Below are 19539 nucleotides of genomic sequence, written 5' to 3' on the forward strand. Positions count from 1 at the left end.
CGTTCGGAATCAGGAGGAGGTGCGGGCGAGCGATGCGGCGCCGTGGTTTTCGCCGGGCAGCTCGGCGCCGTGCGAGCGGATCGCCGCGATCAGTTCGGCCGGCGTGATCTCGTAGCGGACTTCACGGTGGATGCCGGGCTTGCGTTCGTCGATCTCGATCAGCAGCACGCTCTTGCCGTCGCCGGTTGCCTCGAGCCGGAGCGAGCGCAGTTCGCGGCCGTCGGCCGGGTCGTGTTCGGTGAGCAGGGTCATTGCCCCGGATGAGCCGGTAGTGCGCATCGAACGTATCCTCGTATCGTGGATGCCGTAGTGGCGAAGATGTCTTTGTTGAATACAGCTTGCCGCAGTTTAACGCGAACGGGCCGCAATTCGGAGCATTTTCGTGAGGTGAAATGAGGGATGAACCAGGGATCCTTCTGATGTTTGAGCCGCGCGGGGCGGGCGTTTGCGCCGGATCGGGCGCCGCCGCGGCCGGCGCCTGAGCAGCGTTCGCGGCCGGACCGGCGCGCTCGGCGACACGCGGTGCGACGCGTGTCGCCGCGGCGGCATCAGAAGCGGTCGGCGAGCCCCATCGCCGGGTCGCTGACCGAGTGGCGGCCGGTTTCGACGCGGCCGGCGACGCGGCGCGAGAAACTCGCGTCGCTGTCCGCCGTGACGATGAAGTCGTACCAGTGGCCGGTCGTGTCGAGCTTCCAGTGCAGTTCGGCCTGGTCGCCGGCGCGCACCGTGACCGTCCACGTGGTACCGGTGCCGTGACCCTGGCTGTTGCCGTCGTCGTTGCCATGGCCATGACCGCGATCGTCGTGTGTGCCGCGGCCCGACAGCGGCCCGTAGACCTGGTTCGACTTCACGGTGAAGCGCACCGTGCCGCCGCCGTGGTTGCGCAGCTTCAGGTGGAGGTTGCCGCTCGCACCCGCATAGCCGACGCGAACTTCCGGATGAGGCGCGCGTGCGCCGGCCAGGCGGCTCAGGTCGCCGGTGAAGCGGCGGTGATAGCCGTTCGGGCCCAGCACCCACAGGTCATATTTACCGCCATTGTCGGCACGCGCAGCCCAGTCGCCGTGCAGCGCCTTGCCCGGTTCGACGACGTAGCGCTGCGGCAGGCGGTCGAGGTGCAGCTTGTCATAGACGTGAAACACGGCGGCGGCGCGGCCCGTATTCGCGAACTTCACCGTGAGCGTGCCGGTGCCGGCATCGGCACGCGCGCTCGCATGCAATTCGTAAGGCAGCGCGCGCGACGGGCGCACGCCGGGCGCCTGCGCGGGCAGCGACGGCGCGGCCGGCGGCACGATCTTCGGCGCGGCCTGCTGCGCGGCGCTCAGCGCGTCGACCTGGCTTTTCGTCGTATGGCCCGCGAGCGTCGGCAGCGGCTCGTTGTTCGGCGAGCGGAAGTTGAACGCGCTCGTCAGGTCGCCGCACACCGCGCGGCGGTACGCGCTGATCTGCGGCTCCGCGACGCCGAAGCGCTTTTCGAGGAAGAGCAGTGTCGACGTATGGTCGAACACCTGCGAATTGACCCAGCCGCCGCGGCTCCACGGCGACACGATCCACATCGGTACGCGCGGGCCCGGGCCGTACGGGCGGCCGTCGATCGCCGGCTGGCTCGACGTGGCCGGCGTGAAGTCGTGGTACTCGGCGGCGACGTCGGCGTCCCGCAGCGTATGGCCGCCCGCGAGCGTGCCGTCGGTGTTGCGCGACGGCACGGCCGGCGACGGCATGTGGTCGAAGAAGCCGTCGTTCTCGTCGTAGTTGACCAGCAGCACGGTCTTGCTCCACACCTCCGGGTTCGCCGTCAGCGCATCGAGCACCGCCTGCACGTACCAGCCGCCCTGAGCGGGGCTCGACGGCCCCGGGTGTTCGCTGTACACGGACGGCGGGATGATCCACGACACTTCGGGCAGCGTGCCGTTGCGGATGTCGTCGCGCAACGTTTCGAGGAAGCCGTACGGCATCGTGTTGCCGAACCCCTTCGCGAGCGGGCTCAGCGGATCGTCGATCGCCGGATCGTAGAACGCGCCGGCCGCCGTCACCGGCTGCGTGATGTCGGTCGATGCAACGTAGGCAGGCCGGCGCGCGGGCGGCATCTGCTCGATCGCCGCGCGCCAGTGGCGGAAGCTCATCATCTCGTTGCAGCCGAAGTTGTCGATCAGGCTCTGGTAGACCTTCCAGTTCACGCCGGCCTGCTGCAGCCGGTCGGCGTAGGTGGTCCAGGTCCAGCCCTGGCTCGACGGGCCGATGTCGTTGCCGCCGTTGAACTGGTTGTTCAGCGCGGCGATCTTCACGCGGCTGCCGTCGGCCGGGCTGATGCCGTTCGGGCCGTTGGTGCCGCTCCAGTAGAACAGGCGGTTCGCGATCGTGCCCGTGTGCATCCCGCAGTGGTAGTGGTCGCACAGCGTGAACGCGTCGGCGAGCGCGCGCTGGAACGGGACTTCCGCCGCGTCGTAGTAGCCCATCGACAGCGGCGTCTTCGCGTCGGGCCAGCGATTCATCCGGCCATGGTCCCAGGCGGCCTGCGCATCGGCCCACGTGTGCGGCGTGCCGCCGGCGCGCTGCGCGTTGCCCTGGCTCGCGTCGAGGTGATACGGCGTGACGGTGGCGGCGGGCGTCGGCTTCGTGTACGTCTGGTAGAACACGTTGCGGCCGTTCGGCGACGGCACGGCAAAGCGGTCGCCGTAGCCGCGCACGCCCTTGAACGTGCCGAAGTAGCTGTCGAATGCGCGGTTCTCCATCATCAGCAGCACGACGTGCTTCACGTCCTTGATGGTTCCCGTTTCGTGAAACGCGGGAATCGCGAGCGCGCGGCGGATGCTCGGCGGAAACGCGGCAAGCGCGGCGGCGGCGAGGCCGGAAGTGGCGGTCTGCTGGAGGAATTTGCGGCGTGATGTCATGGCGTTCGGATCCTGTGATGATGGGAGCGTTCGTGACTTCGACTGGAGGCGCCCGTGCGTCGCCCCCTGGGACGATTCGCGCGGCATGGGCGGTCGGGTGCATCGGCCGTGCGTGTCGGAAGTGCGTGCGTCGCGCGCGATGCGTGGCGTCGCGCGGATGCGTTGGCCGTTGCCGCGAACCTGCGCGACGCGCGCTCGTGATGCGCGGGCCGGGACGTCGGCACACACCGGCCCGGTGCATGCCGGGTTGGGCGGCGCCCAGTCTAGGGAGACGACGTGACGTCGACGTGATGAAGACATGACATCGCATGTCGCGCGCGTGACGTTGCGTGCGCAACGATTGATCGGGAAGCAATGCGTGACGGAAGCGGGTAAGGAATTACCGATTTCCGTTTGCGGGGCCGGTCGGATTTTTCCTGCTCGTGGCGCGGTAGCGCGATCGCCTGTCGTTGCGGGTGCAACGGCATCGCATGACGGCCATGTTTCAAATGCGTGAAATCGGATAAGCTCGATCCGTTGCTGCGCATGTGCGCAGCCCGCGCCGCTGGCGCGACTTTTCGGAACCGGCCCACCCATGACCGACATCAAGATCCGGCACAGCGAGACACACGACGTCGACGCGATCCGGCAGATCGCCGCGCACCCCGCGGTGTACATGTATACGCTGCAGTATCCGTTTCCATCGTTCGAGAAATGGCAGAAGCGGCTCGCAAACGCGCACGAGCGCGGCGCGAGCCTCGTCGCCGAAATCGACGGCGAGGTGGTCGGCCATCTCGGCCTCGAGTTCGAACCGAATCCGCGCCGGCGCCATGCGGCGGGGCTCGGCATGATGGTCGACGCGACCCGGCACGGGCGCGGCATCGGCAGCCGGCTGCTCGCTGCCGCGATCGATCTCGCGGAAGGCTGGCTGAACCTCACGCGTCTCGAGCTGACCGTGTTCACCGACAACCGCGCGGCAATCGCGCTCTACGAGAAGCACGGCTTCCGGATCGAGGGCGAATCGCCGGGCTATGCATTGCGTGACGGCGTGCATGCATCCGTGTATCACATGGCGCGGATCAAGGGCCGGGAGTGAACGCGCGGCGACGATGTCGCGCGTCATATTCATTCAAGAATTCGTTCGTTTCCCGCCGGCTGCGCGGGTCGTATCGTTGAAGGATTTGCCGGCTGCTTCGGCTGGCGTTGGCGGTTTCCGCGTCGATGCGCGCGGCATGCATCGACGCACGCCGGCTTGCGCCACGCCGCATGTCGGTGCGCTTCATCGCTTCATGAACCTCGCTTCATGGTCGTCGCTTCAGGTCGTTGCTTCGCACGACAACTCTTCCCGCAACCGCCTCTTTCAACGGACCCGCTTCGATGAAAACCGCTCTCCGGAATCTGACTGCCGCCTGCCTGTTCGCCGCCGCGGGTGCGGCGTTTGCCGCTGCCACGCCCACGGGCGCCCCGGTGGCGAGCGCGTCGCCTGACGGCGCGCACCTGCCGCCCGGCATCGCGTGGCAGCACGGCGACGTCGACGCCGCCTTCGCGTTGGCGAAGCGCACCGGCAAGCCGCTGCTGCTCTACTGGGGCGCGGTGTGGTGCCCGTCGTGCAACCAGGTGAAGTCGACGATCTTCAGCCAGCAGGCATTCAAGACCCGCTCGTCGTTCTTCGTGCCCGTGTATCTCGACGGCGATACCGAAAGCGCGCAGAAGCTCGGCGAGCGTTTCAAGGTGCACGGCTATCCGACGATGATCCTGTTCCGCCCGGACGGCACCGAAGTGACGCGGCTGCCGGGCGAAGCCGATCTCGATCGCTACATGCAGGCGCTGTCGCTCGGGATGACGGCCGCGCATCCGGTGCGGCAGACGCTCGCGACCGCGCTGAAGAACGGTGCGTCGCTGACGCCGGACGAATGGCGCCTGCTGGCCGACTATTCGTGGGACACCGACGGCGCGCTGCCGGTGCCGGCCGATCGCGTCGCCGAGACGCTGCAGTCGCTCGCGCAACGCGCGCGGGCGGCCGGCGCGAAGGCCGAATCGGCGCGCTTCGCGCTGAAGTCGGCCGTGGTCGCCGCGTCCGACGATCCGGCGCAGGCCGGCGCGCTGGACAAGACGGCGCTTGCCGATTCGCTGCGCACGGTGTTGCAGGACCCGGCATGGTCGCGGGCCGATTCGGACGTACTGGTCGCAGCGCCCGCGCGCGTGGTCGCGTATCTCGGCGGCGGCGACGCGCCGCGCGCGAAATTGCGCGGCGCGTACGACGCGGCGCTTGCGCGCCTGTCGACCGACACCACGCTGTCTTCGATCGACCGGCTGATGGCGCTGCACGGCCGCGTGCTGCTCGCGCGCGGCGATGCACGCAAGGGTGCACCGCTTGCCGCGCCGGCGCTGGCCGACACGGCGCGCAAACAGATCGCCGCGTCGGTGCAGGGCGCCGCGAATGCATACGAGCGGCAGGCACTCGTCAGCGAAGGCGCGGACACGCTGACCGACGCGGGGCTGTACGACGAGTCGGAGGCGTTGCTGAAGGCCGAGTTGCCGCGTTCATCCACGCCGTACTACTTCATGTCCGGGCTGGCCGCGAATGCGAAGGCGCGCGGCGACAAGGCCGCGGCGCTCGACTGGTACCGCAAGGCATACGACGCGGCGAGCGGGCCGGCGACGAAGCTGCGCTGGGGCGCGACCTATTTTGCGAATGCGGTCGAACTGGCACCGGACGATTCGGCGCGCATCGAAGGGATCGCCGCGAGCGTGCTCGCGCAGGCCGACAAGACGCGGGACGCGTTCTACGGCGCGAACCTGCGCGCGTTGACCAAGGTCGTCACGCAGTTGAACCGCTGGCGTGGCAGCGGCGCGCACGATGCCTCGGTCAGGTCGATCGCGAAGCAGTTCGACGGCATCTGTGGGAAACTGCCTGCCGGCGATCCGCAGGCAAGCGCCTGCGAGCGCCTGATCCAGCCAGTCAAGGCATAGATCCGGTGGCGCTGCGTGGGCTTTCGGGATGCCGGCCGGCGCTTTTCCCGATACCAACGAGGCCACCGACACCATGCCCCACCTGACGCTCGAATATTCCGCGAACCTCGACGGGTTCGACGCTGGCGCGACACTGCGCGCGCTCAATGCCGCGCTTGCCGCGTCCGGCCATTTCGACGAGCTCGATATCAAGAGCCGCGCGCAGCGGTTCGATACATTCGCGGTCGGCACGTCGCCGGCGCCGCGCGCGTTTGTCCACGCGAAGCTCGCGGTGCTGAGCGGCCGGTCGATTGACGTCAAGCGCGAATTCTCGGAGCAGGTACTGGCGGAACTGAAGCGGCACGTCGTCGCGCCGCCCGGCACGCACCTGCAACTGTGCGCGGAAATACTTGAGCTGGAGCGCGAGTCCTACGCGAAAGCGAGCATCGAGCCGCGCTGACCGGGCCGGGAACGTGGCCCTGACGCGAGCGCCGCCCGCAAGTTCGAAACCCGACTATTGGCCCGTGGAGTACGCGCCGCGATTGCCGTAGCCGGCGCCCACGGCCTGCGGCGCACCTTGCTGCCGGGCGATCTTCGCCTCGGCGGCCTGGATGCTGGCAGGGTAGAACCAGTCGCTCGGCTGGAAGCCGGCTTTTCTCAGTGCAACCACTTCGGAATGAACCTCGGCGCGCGTGAGCGGCGGGCTGGCTTGCGCCTGAGCGGCGACGGGGGCGGCGAATGCGGCCGCGAGGGCGATTGTGCGGATCAGCGGGTTCATGAGCGGGTACCTCCATGTTTTCGACGGTACCGATCGCATGCGGTGACCGTCGAAAGCAGTGTAGGCCTCGCCCGACGCGCGAAAAATGCCGCTGCGCCCAACTTAGTGTTCTGCCGAAGACAACAATGAGCGGCGGGCGCGAGCCCCTGGAAGGCGCTCGGCAAAGGGGGAGGGGGAGCGGGGAGAGAAGCCGGCCGCAGCGACGTGGCCGGCGGGCAGCGGCCCGGAGACGGGCCGCCGCGCGGGGGGATTACACGAGCCCCGTCGTGTAGTACACGGCGATCACGAAGAACACCGCGAGCGTCTTGATGATCGTGACTGCAAAGATGTCGCGATACGATTCGCGGTGCGTGAGGCCCGTGACCGCGAGCAGCGTGATCACCGCGCCGTTGTGCGGCAGCGTGTCCATGCCGCCGCTCGCCATCGCGACGACCCGGTGCAGCACGTCCAGCGGGATGTTGGCGGCCTGCGCACCCTTGATGAACAGATCCGACATCGCGGCGAGTGCGATACTCATGCCGCCCGATGCCGAGCCCGTGATACCGGCGAGCGAGCTGACCGACACGGCCGCGTTGACGAGCGGGTTCGGGATGCTCTTCAGTGCATCGCTGACGACGAGGAAGCCCGGCAGCGCGGCGATCACGCCGCCGAAGCCGTATTCCGACGCGGTGTTCATCGCGGCGAGCAGCGCACCGGCGACGGCAGCCTTCGAGCCGGTCGCGAAGCGCCCGCTGACGCGTTTGAACGCGGTCAGCACGACCAGCACGATACCGAGCAGCAGTGCAGCCTCGACCGACCAGATCGCGACGACGGTCTTGATCGACGTCGTGACCGGCGCGTGCACGCCGGGCAGCACTTCCGGCGCGACCGTGTACGACGCGGCGCCGTACCACTGCGGAATCAGCTTCGTGAACGCGAAGTTCGACACCCCGACGAGGATCAGCGGCAGGATCGCGAGCGCGGGGTGCGGCAGCGACTTCGTCTCGACGCGCTCCGGTTCGTTGACGAGCGACGTGCCGTAGCCTTCACCCTTTGCCATCGCCGAACGGCGGCGCCATTCGAGATACGTGAGGCCGACGACGATGATGAACAGCGAGCCGATCGTGCCGAGCGCGGGCGCGGCCCAGGCGGTTGTCTTGAAGAACGTGGTCGGGATGATGTTCTGGATCTGCGGCGTGCCCGGCAGCGAATCCATCGTGAACGAGAACGCACCGAGCGCGATCGCGCCGGGCATCAGCCGTTTCGGGATGTTGCTCTGGCGATAGAGTTCGGCCGCGAACGGATAGACCGCGAACACCACGACGAACAGCGACACACCGCCGTAGGTGAGCAGCGCGCACACCGCGACGATCACCGCATTCGCGCGTGAGCGGCCGATGTAGCGGATCGCCGCGTGGACGATCGACTCGGAGAACCCGGAGAGTTCGATCACCTTGCCGAACACCGCGCCGAGCATGAACACCGGGAAATACAGTTTGACGAATCCGACCATCTTCTCCATGAAGATGCCGGAGAAGACCGGTGCGACGGCGGCGGGTTCGGTCAGGAGCACCGCGCCGAGCGCGGCGATCGGCGCGAACAGGATCACGCTGTAGCCGCGATACGCGGCAAACATCAGGAACGCCAGCGCGGCGAGGACGATCACGAAAGACAAGGGAGTCTCCTAATGGCTTTGGTTGTTGTTCGATCGCGCGGCGCGCCGCGGACCAGCTCAGGTTCGTGCAGGTTTCGTGCCATCGGCCGGATTGCGCCGCCGGACATGGGTCCGCCGGAAACCGGCGGGCCCGCGCCGGTCGTTGTCTGACGATTCTACATAAAACGTCTCCATCCAGAGACGAAATGGCCGTCCGGCCAGCCCGTGGAATCGGGCAGGGCATTCCCGGACAACGCATTGCGGCGTGTCTCCAGAGTGAGATAATCCGTCTCGTTCCGGAGACAGCCGGTCGAAAATACACGGAGACGAAGACACGATGATGAACGACTGGGCCCGCCTGCCCGTCAACTACGGCGACGTGCTGCGGCGCGCCGCCGAGTCGCTGTTCCGGACCTTCGAGGATTCGAGCGCGGGCACCGTGGTCGTCGATCGCGATGCACGCGTCGTGTGGATGAACGAGCGGTATGCGGCGCGCTTCGGTTTTGCCGATCCGCAACAGGCCGTCGGCCTCGACTGCGAAGCCGTGATCCCGAACAGCCTGATGCGCGAGGTCGTGTCGACCGGGCAGCCGATCCTGCTCGACATCATGGAGACGGGCCGCGAGCCGCTCGTCGTCACGCGCCTGCCGCTGAAGAACGAGGCGGGCGAGACGGTCGGCGCGATCGGCTTCGCGCTGTTCGATCAGTTGAAGACGCTCACGCCGATCTTTTCCCGCTATGCACAGCTTCAGCAGCAACTGATCGCGACGCAGCGTTCGCTCGCGCAGGCGCGCCGCGCGAAATACACGTTCGCGAGTTTCGTCGGCACGAGCGCCGCGAGTCTCGAAACCAAGCGCCAGGCGCGCCGTGCCGCGCAGGTCGATTCGCCGGTGCTGCTGCTCGGCGAGACGGGCACCGGCAAGGAGTTGCTCGCGCACGCGATCCACGCGGCGTCGGCGCGCGCACTCCAGCCGCTCGTGACCGTCAACGTTGCCGCGATTCCCGACACGCTGCTCGAAACCGAATTCTTCGGCGCGGCGCCCGGTGCGTACACGGGCGCCGACCGCAAGGGGCGCATCGGCAAGTTCGAACTGGCCGATCGCGGGACGCTGTTTCTCGACGAGATCGGCGACATGCCGCTGCCGCTGCAGGGCAAGCTGTTACGCGTGTTGCAGGACAAGGAATTCGAGCCGGTCGGCTCGAACCGGATCGTGCGCGCGGACGTCCGGATCATCGCTGCCACGAGCGCCGACCTGCCGGCGCTGGTCGCGGCCGGGCGTTTCCGCGCTGATCTCTATTACCGGCTGAACGTGCTGACGATCCACGCGCCGCCGCTGCGCGAGCGTGCATCCGACATCGCGGCGCTCGTCTACGCAACGCTCGAGGAACTGGCCGCGCAGCACGGGCGCGCTGCCCATTGCGAGCTGACCGACGATGCGTTGCAGATGCTGTGTGCGTATCCGTGGCCGGGCAACGTGCGCGAGTTGCGCAATACGCTCGAACGCGCGCTGATGCTGTCGGACCGCTCGGTGATCGATGCGTGTGCGCTCGCGCAGTTCCTTGGGCCGGTGCGAGTATCGACGGACGGCGCAGCACCGGCGCAGCCGGTGGCCGTGTCGCCGGTCGAGCGGCGCGCGGGCGAAGTGCCTGCTGCGCCGGCCGCATCGTATGCCGATGCATTGGCGGCGTGGGAGCGCCAGTTCCTGACCGATGCGTTGGCGGCCTGCGACGGGAAGGTGGTGGAAGCGGCCGCGCGCATCGGGATCGGCCGCGCGACGCTGTACAAGAAGCTGGCCGCGCTGGGCATCGACCGGTAGGCCGATCGGCAAAGCCGATGCGGCCGGACGTGACGCATCGAACAGGAGATCACGATGAAACGGATCGGCATCGCAGGGTGGCTGGCCATGGTGCTGGCGACCTCCGCGCTCGCGCAGTCCGGCGACGCCGACGCGCCCGAGGCGCGGCGCAACTGGTACAACGATCCGTTCATCGCGCTGTCGCAGGACGTGGCCGAATGCCCGTTGCCGCTCGGCCCGTGGATGACCCGTGCCGAGATGACGGACGATGCCCATTACCGTGCCGAACGCGGCACCACCTGCTGGCTCGCGCACCGCTGCACGAAGCCGAACTCCTACATGTATGACGCACCGATCGCCGACGCCGTGAAGGCGCACTTCGCCGGCTCCGATCGGCTGCATGGCACGAGCCTGTGGATCACCGTGCAGCGGCGTTTCATTTACGTCGAAGGATGTGCCGATACGGCGTTCGATCGGCAGGCGTTGCAACGCGAACTCGAGGCGCTTCCGGACGTCGAGCAGGTTTTCGTTCGCATCACCGACGATCCGCGCAAGCGCTTGCCGTACAAGGCGCGCGGACAACCCGGTCGTATGCCGAACTGACGGCGGAAGGGCCGCGCATGGCATACTCGCGACATTCAAAAAAAGGTTGACGGGAAGAACAATGAAACACATGCTTGCGTCGGTCTGTCGGTGGCCTCGGGCGGCCGTCGTGTTGGCTCTCGTTGCAGGGCTCGGCGGGTGTGGCGGTAGCGCGCCGCTGTTCACTTCGGACGGGCGTCCGACTACCCAGGTGCAATGCACCGGCAACGACTGGAGCAATTGCACGGACAATGCCCGGGCGATCTGCAACGGGGATTTCGAAGTGCTTCAGCAATCGACCGATGACGCCACGCGAAATCTTCTCTTCGCGTGCAAGAAGAAGAGCGGTTATTGATCTCGAGATAACCGGCTGAGGAGACCACGATCGGGCGAAGCGCTTTTCTGTTTGCTGAGAGTCATCTATTTTTCACGAATAACACTCACGGAGTCCCATCCATATGGCGACCTACAGGCAACTGACCGCGCAGCTCGAACGGCTTCAGCAAAAGATCGACAAGGAACGCGAAAAGGCGATTGCCGACGCGATTGCCGATATCCGCGCGAAAATCGAGGAATACGACATTACGCCGGAAGAGCTCGGGTTTCGTCCGGCAGGGGCGGCCGCTGCTGCCGCGAAGCCGAAGCGTACGTCGCCGCCGAAATACCTGAACCCGAAGACGGGCGAAACGTGGAGTGGCCGTGGGCGCTCGCCGACGTGGCTCGGCAAGAATCGCGAGCGTTTCCTGATCAAGGACTGACTCCCGAAAATTCTCACCTTTCGCGTGCCGACTGACGGTGCGAACGGCCCTGCGGCCGTCGCACCGTTTTGTTTTTGTGCATTCCCGGCGCGATTCCCGACCGCGTATTGAACAGCGACGCCGCGCAATTAACGGATCCCGTTTTGCGAATTCGCTGCGATTCGGCGGCATATCGCGGCGAATTCCGGTAAACAGCGCTGCAATGGCACCGCACGGGCGCATTGGTTCGCGCCATTCTCGCGGTGCACGCGTGCCGCGAATTCCGATCACCTTTCGCGTGTTTGCGCGTGGCGTCGTGCAATTCCCGAAGATACTCACCATGGCTCCCGTAAATCCTCACCTTTGACGAAGCGGACGCAGCACCGCACCGCATGCGTGCACCGCGCGCGCCGAGCGAATGTGTACGCCCGGCGCGTGGCGATGGCTTCCGTGCTCGTGTTACAGGCCCATGGTGCGAGCGTTGACGTGTGTCGAATAGTCGGCCGTTCGGCATATAGGCAGCCGCATGCGCTTCGCCTATGCTTGGGGTTCGCGTCGATCGGTGTATGGCACTGTCCGTGCCGCAGGCCGATCGGGTCGTCTTTCGTTATCGCAGGGAGCCGATGTGACCGTTCGCCATCTCGATGCTTTGTTCCAGCCCAAGTCCGTTGCGGTCGTCGGCGCGTCGTCGCGCGCGGGCAGTATCGGCGCGATGGTGTGGTCGCGCGTGCTCGACGGAGCATTCCAGGGGCCCGTGTGGCCCGTCAATCCGAAGTATCGTGACCTGCACGGGCATGCGGTTGTTGCCGATGTCGACCGGTTGCCCGCGCCGCCGTCGGTTGCGGTGATCTGCACGCCGCCCGCGACCTGGGCCGGTATCGTGCGCAAGCTCGGCGAGCTCGGCACGCGCGTGGCAGTGATCGTCGGCGAGGCGCGCACGGACGCCGATCGCGCCGCGCTCGATCGCACGCTGAAGGCGGCGAAGCCGTTCGTGCTGCGTATCGTCGGGCCGGGCAGCCTCGGCGTGCTGTCGCCCGCACGGCATGCCCATTTCGGCGCGCCGGCCTATACGGCGCGATCGGGCGGCGTCGCGTGGGTGTCGCAATCGAATGCGCTGACGAACGCGGTGCTCGGCTGGGCCGATGCGCGGGGCCTCGGTTTTTCGCATGTCGTCGCGCTCGGCAGCGAGTCTGACGTCGATGCGGGCGACGTGCTCGACTATCTCGCGAGCGACCCCGGCACGCGCGCGATCCTGCTCGAACTCGATACCGTGCGCGCGGCGCGCAAGTTCATGTCGGCCGCACGCGCGGCCGCGCGCAACAAGCCGGTGCTCGCATTGCGCACCGGCCGCGCCGATCCCGGCGACGCGCTCTATACGGCAGCGTTCCAGCGCGCGGGGATGGTGCGTGTCGATGCGCTCGACGATCTGCTCGACGAGATCGAGACGCTCGGCGTCGGCCGCGTCACGGCGCGCGGCGCGGCCACGCTCGTGACGAGCGATGCGGGCGTCGCGAAACTCGCGGTCGATGCGGTGGCCGAAGTGCGCGTCATGCTGGCCGACTGGTCGCCCGCTGCCACGTCGGCCGTGTCGGCCGCGCTGCCGCATCTCGCATCGCCCGGCAATCCGCTGACGCTGGGCGACGATGCGCGCCCCGAGCATTTTGCCGCGGCGGTCAAGGCGCTCGCGCCGTTCCCGCAAACAGGCCCACTGTTCGTCGTCCATTCGACTTCGCACAGCGCGCCAGCCGATGCGGTTGCGCACACGTTGATCGAAGCGCGGCAGTACGCGCATCGAGGCATCCTCGCGTGTTTCTTCGGCGCGGTCGACGCGGCGACGCGCGACGCATTGCATGCGAACGGCATTCCCGTGCACACCACGCCGCAGCGGCTCGCACGCGCGTATGCGCGTCTCGTCGACTACAACCTCGGGCGGCAACTGCTGATGCAAACGCCCGAGGGCACGCCGTCGCAGCCGGCCGAGTGCGTTGCGTCCGCACAGGCCGACGCGCGCCGGATGGTCGAAGCCGGCCAGCATGAGCTGACCGGCGAAGCCGCGCTGCGCTGGCTGTCCCATTTCGGCCTGCAGGATGAGCAGGCCATCGAGCCGGCCGGTACGAAAGTCGTCGATGTCACGGTCGACATGTACGACGACTCGAACTTCGGCCCGGTGTTTCGCTATGCCGTGCCGCCCGCGGACGGCGTATCGGCGCCGTTCGTCGTCTATGGCCTGCCGCCGCTGAACACCGTGCTCGCCCGCGCGGTGATGGAACGCTCGCCGTATGCGCGCAGCACACCCGTCGAGCCGACGCTCGACGCGTTGACGGCGCTGTCGCAGGTCGTCTGCGACGTGCGTGAAGTCGTCGCGATGTCCGTCACGCTGCGCGTGCGGTCCGACGGTGCGCAAGTGATTGCACCGCGCATCACGCTGGCCGCGGGGCGCAGCCGGCTCGCGATCATGCCGTATCCGCGCCACCTCGAGCAGACGCTCGAGTGGCGCGGCGAAACGGTGACGATCCGCCCGATTCGTCCGGAAGACGAGGCCGCGCACAACGAGCTGCTCGGCGCGATGACACCGGACGATCTGCGGATGCGATTCTTCGGTGCGGTGCGCAGCTTCGATCATTCGCAGGTGGCGCGCATGACGCAGATCGATTACGACCGTGAGATGGCCTTCATCGTGTCGTTCACCGATGTGTCGGGGCGCGACCACACGCTCGCGGTGGTGCGCGCGGTGGCGGATCCCGACAACGAGACGGCGGAGTTCGCGATCGCGGTACGACCCGATCAGAAGGGCAAGGGGCTTGGCCGGCTGATGATGGCCCGGATCATCGACTATGCGCGCTCGCGCGGAACGGCGTGGATGATCGGCGAGGCGCTACGCGAAAACTCGGCGATGATCTCGCTTGCGAAGTCGTGCGGTTTTGCCGTGTCGACGACGGAGGAGCCCGGCGTCGTGGGCTTCAGGATGAAGCTGCAGCCGTAGCGTCCGTCGGCGGCCCGACGCCCGGAGACGTTGCATGCAGTCGATGTCCCCGGCCTTCCGGCATGTTGCAGATGTTTTAAGTCAGGAATGCAGAGCATTCGAACCGGTCTCGCGCGTGAAGCAACCGCGAACGTGTCGGTGCCCGTTCGCGACGGAAATATCGACGCACATATGGCCCCGCGACACGCGTATCGCGGGCCGCGATATCCGACCCGCGTCGCAGTTTTCCACGAGGTGTCCACACGCATTTACCGCCGTATTCCAGCCTCGAAAATTCGAATTTGCCCAAAAGGTGAGACTTTTCAGGAGCCGGCAGTGAGCTTCTTCGGGAGGGCTGGGGTGAGCCGATACGGGAGCACTCGGTGAGCCTTCCCGGGAGTTGCCGGTGAGTATCTGCGGGAGGTGTCGGTGAGCCTTTGCGGGGCGCATCGGTGAGGGGCTACGGGAAGTGCCGGTGAGGACATCCGGGAGACTTGGGTGAGGGTTTTCAGGAGCCTTGGTGAGCTTTTTCGGGAGGCGTGGGTGAGGGCTTGCGGGACGTCAAGGTGAGGCTTTTCGGGAGCATCCGGACGGACGGCTCGCGCAAGCGCAGCGCCGGCCAGGGCCGGCGTCACGCAGGGGGCGGGCACGCATGAACCGTGCCCGCGGTTACATTCAGGCAGCGAGTTTCGACGCCGCGTCGTTCACCTGGTCGCGCGAAATCGCGAGTTCCTCGAGGTGCGGATCGGCATAGACGGCGCCGGTTTCGCGCTCGAGGCGGGCGATCGTCAGTGCACAGCGCGCGGTGTCCTTCGGCATCGCGATGAAGCGCTTGACCGATTCGCCGGACGTGAATGCCTCGAACAGCGCGCCGCGCACGTCGTCCGGAAGCGTCTTGGTCCACTGGTACGGCTTGCCGTTGAACGTGATCGACGGCGGCAGCGTGCGTTCCTTCTTGGTCGCCGTGATGAGCCCGTAGGTGCGGGCCGCGTCGCCGATCTGCTCGGGCGAGAAGAGTTCGTCGGGCGTGATGTCGAACTGCTCGATATAGCTCTCGATCGCCTGCATCGCGGCCGTACGATCGTCGCGCTTCTTCTGCGCGCGCGCGACGATATCGCGCAGTTCGTCCGCCTCCTCGGGCGTGATCGTGAAGCTTGCCTGCTTCTGCTGAAGTTCGGAGAAACGCTGGAATTCTTGATCGTTCAGAAGTTTGGCCATGACATCCATCGGACACGACGGCCGCGACAACCGGCCGCCGTAGTTTTTGAGAGGGCCGCTATTTTAGCGTAGCGCCGTGGACGCCCGATATGGCACCGTGCGTCGCGCCCCGCATCGGCGTGGTTGTGTGCGACCGGGATCGACGCAATGGCGCCGTACCCGGTGCGTTCCGACGCGCCTGCGTGTCAGCAGCGTCAGCAGGTTTCGGCGCGGCACATCGACAGATGGGCGGCGATGTCGCGTAACCCTTCGACGACCGCGTCGACCGACGGCGCCATGTGCGCATCGATCCGGCGCATGTACGGGCAGGTCAGCACCGCGATCGCATGGCCGGACGGCCCGAGGATCGGCGCGGTCAGGTCGGTCACACCGTACGCCTGGCGGCTGTCCTGGCGCAGGTAGCCGGCCTGCCGGATGGACTGGCACGCGTACGCGAGTTCCTGCTCGTTCAGCGGCGCTTCGCCCTTGACCTTGCGGTGCTCGGCGAGCATGTGCGCACGCTGTTCGGCGCCCTGGAACGACAGCATCACGCGCCCCGATGCCGTATCGGCGAGCCCGACGCGCGAGCCGAGCCGGACCGACACGCCCCACGGGCCGGGCCCGTCGACCTGCGCGATCACGAGCAGGTTGCCGCGATCGAGGACGGACAGGTGGCACGACTGCTCGGAGGCGTCGGCGAAGCGCTGCATCGGCGGCAAGGCCTCGGCGATCAGCCGGCTCATCGGCGGATGCCGGTGCGCGAGCGAGAACAGCTTGAGGCTGAGCGAGTAGCGGTCGCCGCCGGTCGAGCGCATCACGTAGCGGCGCGCGACGAGGCGTTCGAGCATCCGGTAGATCTCGCTCGCGTTGCGGCCGAGTTCCTTCGTGATTTCGGTGCGGGTGAGGCCTTCTTTCTGCTCCGACAGGAGTTCGAGAATGTCGAGACCCTTGTCGAGCGCGGGTGCACGATAGCGGTCGATTGCGCCCATCGATTCCCGAGCGTCGCAGCCGGGAAGCAGGTCGTTGGTTGTTTGCATTGTTGGTGTGAGGTTGGGGGATTGCCGTTGATCGATTGGCGACGCACGCTGACCGATTCTGCAACTCGCTTGTGTCGGGCCCGCGTGTGGCGACGAACGCCATCCGTTTGAGCTTAACAACAAACATTTAGTGTGCAATGCAGCGTCTTTTTACCGATCGTTACCGGACAAGAACGGATCGATTCGCTTTCAGGATGACAGGGAAGCTCCGAATACCCGGTATTCATGACAGGTGGCACCGGTTCAAGGTTGTCGAAAGGAAATCGGGCTGTGGTGCCGCCCGCGATGCTGCGCCGCAGCGTCCGCGGGCGCACCAATAGTCGGTATCCGTCGCGCGTCATTTCATGGCGCGCGGCCGATGGTACAAAGACTGGCGGGCCAGCGACGGTGCGGCTGCGCGTGAAGCCGGCCGGTACGGGCCGGACCATGTCGCGGGTGCCGGGCCGTCGTCGCCGATGCGCAGACCGGCGGCCGCCCGTTCGATGCGCACCGTACTTCCGTGCGGTGTCACGATCGCTGCGCCCGCGCGACCCTTGCACGTCGAACGGCATGCCGGATGCGGCGCCGGCGCGTGCAATCGACGATCGACAATCAGTCCGGCGCGCGGCTGTGAAGGGCCGCGTCGGCCGGTATCCTGTCCCATTCGACTACAGAGGTTGAGCACGATGAAACTGCTTCGCTATGGCCCGTCCGGCCAGGAAAAGCCCGGCATTCTCGACGCGGACGGCCGGATTCGCGACCTGTCCGCGCATGTGCCGGATCTGTCCGGCGACGTGCTGTCCGACGCGGGTCTCGCGCGGCTGCGCGCGATCGATCCGGCCACGCTGCCGCTCGTGTCGGGCGAGCCGCGCATCGGCGCGTGCGTCGGGCAGGTCGGTAAGTTCATCGGCATCGGCCTGAACTATGCCGATCACGCTGCCGAAGCCGGCATGCCGGTACCGAAGGAGCCGGTCGTGTTCGGCAAGTGGACGAGCTCGATCTGCGGCCCGAACGACGGCATCGACATCCCGAAGGGTTCGGTCAAGACGGACTGGGAAGTCGAGCTGGGCGTCGTGATCGGCGCGACCTGCAAGGACGTCGACGAAGCGCGCGCGCTCGATTACGTCGCGGGCTACTGCGTCGTCAACGACGTGTCCGAGCGCGAGTGGCAGATCGAGCGCGGCGGCCAGTGGGACAAGGGCAAGGGCTTCGACACGTTCGGCCCGATCGGTCCGTGGCTCGTCACGCGTGACGAGGTGCCCGATCCGCAGCGTCTCGACCTGTGGCTCGAAATCGACGGCCATCGTTATCAGAACGGCAACACGCGCACGATGGTATTCACCGTCGCGCAGCTGATCGCCTATCTGTCGAGCTGCATGACGCTGCAGCCGGGCGACGTGATCACGACCGGCACGCCGCCGGGCGTCGGGATGGGCATCAAGCCGTCGCCGGTGTTCCTGAAGGCCGGCCAGACGGTGCGCCTCGGGGTCGAAGGGCTCGGCGAGCAGTTGCAAAGCACGCGCAACGCGCAATAAGCATGTGCCCGGCGCGGGCCGGATCGCGGGTGCAATCAACCGCAACCCGGCCGCGCCGTCCGGTCATTGGCGTGCTTGCCTGCGGCGGCCGTCGCGAACCAGGCATCGATGCAGCAACGACAAGGACAAGGGCCCGATTCCGCGCGATGCGGAATCGGGCCCTTGTCGTTCACTCGCGTCCGTACGAACCGGATCAGACGACGTTGTCGAGCTCGCAATGGGCTTCGAGCCGGTATCCGTCGGGATCGACGACGAACGCGGCGTAATAGCCGGGGCCGTAGTGCTCGCGCTTGCCGGGCCCGCCGTTGTCCTGGCCGCCGTGCTCGAGCGCGGCGCGGTAGAACGCGTCGACCTCGACGGGCGACGCGGCCTTGAACGACAGGTGCAGCCCCGAGTCGAGGTCGGCGGCGATGGGGCGAGCCGCGTGTTGCAGCCACAGTACCGGTTCGGTCTCGCCGTAGCCGATCGAGCCGTCGTCGCTATATAGACGCTTGTAGCCGAGCGCGCCGAGAGTGCTGTCGTAGAACGTGCGGCTGCGGCCGATGTGGGCGACGCCGAAGGAAAGGTGATCGATCATCTGTGGGCTCCTTGAACTGAATGGGACGTCAGTACGGCAACCTGCCTACAAGCACCATGCCAGTCGCTTGTAGCGAAGCGCGCCGAGCGTGCTGTCGTGGAACGCGCGGCTGCGGTCGTTGTGGATAACTCCGAAGGAAAGGCGATCGATCATCTGTGTCTCCTTGAGCTGAAAGGGCGCAGTGCAGCGAACCTGTTTTTAACCACCATGCTGGTTATGTTAGAAAGCGTCCGGATGCTTGTCAACCGGCATGATGGTTAGATACGATCGCGTCATGACCAAAATGCAACCTTCCGTCACGACGGACTGCCTGATTCCGGCGCCGCCGGAAACGCTGAGCATCGATTTCGCGAACACGCTGTACTGGCGCGGCACCGACGCGCCGACGGAGACCTTCGGGACGCTGGACGACCTGTTCATGTGGTGCCGCGAGCAGGCGGGCGTACCGGCCGGCCTGGCCGACGCGTGTCGCGTACGGGAGAGGGGTGACGAGCCGGCGACGCTCGCGCGCGCGCTCGCGCTGCGCGAGGCGCTGTATCGGCTCTTTCATGCGCAGGCCGAGCAGCGTGAGCCGCACGCGGACGATCTGGCGCTGCTCGGCGGCTTTCTCGCGGAAGCGGCGCCGCGCGTCGCGCTGGCGCGCATCGACGGCGGATATGCGTGGCGGATCGGGGAGGGGGGCGCGACGTTGGCCGGGCTGCTGAGCCCGGTCCTGTGGTCGGCGATCGACCTGCTCGGCGGTGCGCGGCTCGCGAAGGTCAAGCGTTGCGCGAACGACGCCTGCCAGTGGCTGTTCATCGACGACAGCAAGAACGGTAGCCGCCGCTGGTGCTCGATGTCGTCGTGCGGCAATCGCGCGAAGGCGTACCGCCATTATCACAAGGCCGAGTGACGGGCCGCTTCAGCCA

The 19539-nt window shown here is 67.0% G+C and carries 18 protein-coding genes; 10 read left to right on the plus strand and 8 right to left on the minus strand.

From position 1 onward, the window contains the following. Positions 1 to 9: 9 nt before the first annotated feature. Both HAV18_RS12890 and HAV18_RS12895 read right to left on the minus strand, forming a co-directional pair. Positions 10 to 279: a hypothetical protein gene (locus HAV18_RS12890; RefSeq protein WP_011353737.1), complete on the minus strand. Its 270-nt coding sequence runs from the start codon at positions 277 to 279 to the stop codon at positions 10 to 12. A 269-nt stretch (positions 280 to 548) separates the two neighbouring features. Beyond that, complete coding sequence (locus HAV18_RS12895) at positions 549 to 2888, minus strand: phosphocholine-specific phospholipase C (RefSeq protein ID WP_166956080.1); 2340 nt, start codon at positions 2886 to 2888, stop codon at positions 549 to 551. 574 nt (positions 2889 to 3462) lie between these two features. Between HAV18_RS12895 and HAV18_RS12900 the strand changes: the two genes are divergently transcribed. Then, positions 3463 to 3963 (plus strand): GNAT family N-acetyltransferase, encoded by a 501-nt coding sequence (locus HAV18_RS12900; RefSeq protein ID WP_166956083.1) that lies wholly within the window; start codon positions 3463 to 3465, stop codon positions 3961 to 3963. Here HAV18_RS12900 and HAV18_RS12905 read toward each other — a convergent pair. Beyond that, entirely contained in the window at positions 3947 to 4150 is a 204-nt protein-coding gene (locus HAV18_RS12905; protein ID WP_166956086.1) for a hypothetical protein, read from the minus strand. The two genes, HAV18_RS12900 and HAV18_RS12905, sit on opposite strands and share 17 nt — an antisense overlap. Before the next feature lie 94 nt (positions 4151 to 4244). Here HAV18_RS12905 and HAV18_RS12910 point away from each other — a divergent pair, with 94 nt between their 5' ends. After that, entirely contained in the window at positions 4245 to 5840 is a 1596-nt protein-coding gene (locus tag HAV18_RS12910) for a thioredoxin family protein (protein WP_166956089.1), read from the plus strand. Positions 5841 to 5913: 73 nt separating this feature from the next. Beyond that, complete coding sequence (locus tag HAV18_RS12915; RefSeq protein WP_166956091.1) at positions 5914 to 6279, plus strand: 5-carboxymethyl-2-hydroxymuconate Delta-isomerase; 366 nt, start codon at positions 5914 to 5916, stop codon at positions 6277 to 6279. A gap of 54 nt (positions 6280 to 6333) precedes the next feature. On the opposite strand, the gene HAV18_RS12920 is transcribed toward HAV18_RS12915, so the two are convergent. Further along, on the minus strand, positions 6334 to 6597 hold the full coding sequence (locus tag HAV18_RS12920; protein ID WP_166956094.1) for a DUF4148 domain-containing protein: 264 nt from the start codon (positions 6595 to 6597) through the stop codon (positions 6334 to 6336). Between the two features lie 250 nt (positions 6598 to 6847). Beyond that, positions 6848 to 8251, minus strand: a complete 1404-nt coding sequence (locus tag HAV18_RS12925; protein ID WP_166956096.1) for a GntP family permease — start codon at positions 8249 to 8251, stop codon at positions 6848 to 6850. A 316-nt stretch (positions 8252 to 8567) separates the two neighbouring features. Here HAV18_RS12925 and HAV18_RS12930 point away from each other — a divergent pair, with 316 nt between their 5' ends. The 5 genes from HAV18_RS12930 to HAV18_RS12950 all read left to right on the plus strand — a co-directional run bounded on the left by HAV18_RS12930 (position 8568) and on the right by HAV18_RS12950 (position 14327). Next, positions 8568 to 10046, plus strand: a complete 1479-nt coding sequence (locus tag HAV18_RS12930; protein ID WP_166956099.1) for a sigma-54-dependent Fis family transcriptional regulator — start codon at positions 8568 to 8570, stop codon at positions 10044 to 10046. A 54-nt stretch (positions 10047 to 10100) separates the two neighbouring features. Then, positions 10101 to 10628, plus strand: a complete 528-nt coding sequence (locus HAV18_RS12935) for a BON domain-containing protein (protein WP_166956102.1) — start codon at positions 10101 to 10103, stop codon at positions 10626 to 10628. A 61-nt stretch (positions 10629 to 10689) separates the two neighbouring features. Next, entirely contained in the window at positions 10690 to 10962 is a 273-nt protein-coding gene (locus HAV18_RS12940) for a hypothetical protein (RefSeq protein WP_166956103.1), read from the plus strand. A 103-nt stretch (positions 10963 to 11065) separates the two neighbouring features. Next, positions 11066 to 11365, plus strand: a complete 300-nt coding sequence (locus tag HAV18_RS12945; protein WP_166956105.1) for an H-NS family nucleoid-associated regulatory protein — start codon at positions 11066 to 11068, stop codon at positions 11363 to 11365. A gap of 604 nt (positions 11366 to 11969) precedes the next feature. Next, positions 11970 to 14327: a GNAT family N-acetyltransferase gene (locus tag HAV18_RS12950; RefSeq protein ID WP_166956107.1), complete on the plus strand. Its 2358-nt coding sequence runs from the start codon at positions 11970 to 11972 to the stop codon at positions 14325 to 14327. A 654-nt stretch (positions 14328 to 14981) separates the two neighbouring features. Here HAV18_RS12950 and HAV18_RS12955 read toward each other — a convergent pair. Both HAV18_RS12955 and HAV18_RS12960 read right to left on the minus strand, forming a co-directional pair. After that, positions 14982 to 15533, minus strand: a complete 552-nt coding sequence (locus HAV18_RS12955) for a hypothetical protein (RefSeq protein WP_039349620.1) — start codon at positions 15531 to 15533, stop codon at positions 14982 to 14984. Between the two features lie 185 nt (positions 15534 to 15718). Further along, complete coding sequence (locus HAV18_RS12960; protein ID WP_166956109.1) at positions 15719 to 16540, minus strand: IclR family transcriptional regulator; 822 nt, start codon at positions 16538 to 16540, stop codon at positions 15719 to 15721. 665 nt (positions 16541 to 17205) lie between these two features. Here HAV18_RS12960 and HAV18_RS12965 point away from each other — a divergent pair. Next, complete coding sequence (locus HAV18_RS12965; protein WP_166956111.1) at positions 17206 to 18054, plus strand: ureidoglycolate lyase; 849 nt, start codon at positions 17206 to 17208, stop codon at positions 18052 to 18054. A 193-nt stretch (positions 18055 to 18247) separates the two neighbouring features. Here HAV18_RS12965 and HAV18_RS12970 read toward each other — a convergent pair whose 3' ends face one another. After that, entirely contained in the window at positions 18248 to 18631 is a 384-nt protein-coding gene (locus tag HAV18_RS12970; RefSeq protein WP_166956113.1) for a VOC family protein, read from the minus strand. Positions 18632 to 18881: 250 nt separating this feature from the next. Between HAV18_RS12970 and HAV18_RS12975 the strand changes: the two genes are divergently transcribed. After that, on the plus strand, positions 18882 to 19523 hold the full coding sequence (locus tag HAV18_RS12975) for an ABATE domain-containing protein (protein ID WP_166956784.1): 642 nt from the start codon (positions 18882 to 18884) through the stop codon (positions 19521 to 19523). The last annotated feature ends 16 nt before the right edge of the window (positions 19524 to 19539 follow it).

Origin of the sequence: Burkholderia sp. D-99, assembly GCF_011605345.1 — a bacterium.
Classification (GTDB): Bacteria; Pseudomonadota; Gammaproteobacteria; order Burkholderiales; family Burkholderiaceae; genus Burkholderia.

Coding starts and splice junctions, on each gene's coding strand:
- HAV18_RS12890 (WP_011353737.1), bottom strand. CDS start 279: ATGCGCACTACCGGCTCATCCGGGGCAATGACCCTGCTCACCGAACAC.
- HAV18_RS12920 (WP_166956094.1), bottom strand. CDS start 6,597: ATGAACCCGCTGATCCGCACAATCGCCCTCGCGGCCGCATTCGCCGCC.
- HAV18_RS12895 (WP_166956080.1), bottom strand. CDS start 2,888: ATGACATCACGCCGCAAATTCCTCCAGCAGACCGCCACTTCCGGCCTC.
- HAV18_RS12940 (WP_166956103.1), top strand. CDS start 10,690: ATGAAACACATGCTTGCGTCGGTCTGTCGGTGGCCTCGGGCGGCCGTC.
- HAV18_RS12960 (WP_166956109.1), bottom strand. CDS start 16,540: ATGCAAACAACCAACGACCTGCTTCCCGGCTGCGACGCTCGGGAATCG.
- HAV18_RS12965 (WP_166956111.1), top strand. CDS start 17,206: ATGAAACTGCTTCGCTATGGCCCGTCCGGCCAGGAAAAGCCCGGCATT.
- HAV18_RS12915 (WP_166956091.1), top strand. CDS start 5,914: ATGCCCCACCTGACGCTCGAATATTCCGCGAACCTCGACGGGTTCGAC.
- HAV18_RS12910 (WP_166956089.1), top strand. CDS start 4,245: ATGAAAACCGCTCTCCGGAATCTGACTGCCGCCTGCCTGTTCGCCGCC.
- HAV18_RS12935 (WP_166956102.1), top strand. CDS start 10,101: ATGAAACGGATCGGCATCGCAGGGTGGCTGGCCATGGTGCTGGCGACC.
- HAV18_RS12930 (WP_166956099.1), top strand. CDS start 8,568: ATGATGAACGACTGGGCCCGCCTGCCCGTCAACTACGGCGACGTGCTG.
- HAV18_RS12905 (WP_166956086.1), bottom strand. CDS start 4,150: ATGAAGCGCACCGACATGCGGCGTGGCGCAAGCCGGCGTGCGTCGATG.
- HAV18_RS12970 (WP_166956113.1), bottom strand. CDS start 18,631: ATGATCGATCACCTTTCCTTCGGCGTCGCCCACATCGGCCGCAGCCGC.
- HAV18_RS12900 (WP_166956083.1), top strand. CDS start 3,463: ATGACCGACATCAAGATCCGGCACAGCGAGACACACGACGTCGACGCG.
- HAV18_RS12955 (WP_039349620.1), bottom strand. CDS start 15,533: ATGGATGTCATGGCCAAACTTCTGAACGATCAAGAATTCCAGCGTTTC.
- HAV18_RS12945 (WP_166956105.1), top strand. CDS start 11,066: ATGGCGACCTACAGGCAACTGACCGCGCAGCTCGAACGGCTTCAGCAA.
- HAV18_RS12975 (WP_166956784.1), top strand. CDS start 18,882: ATGATGGTTAGATACGATCGCGTCATGACCAAAATGCAACCTTCCGTC.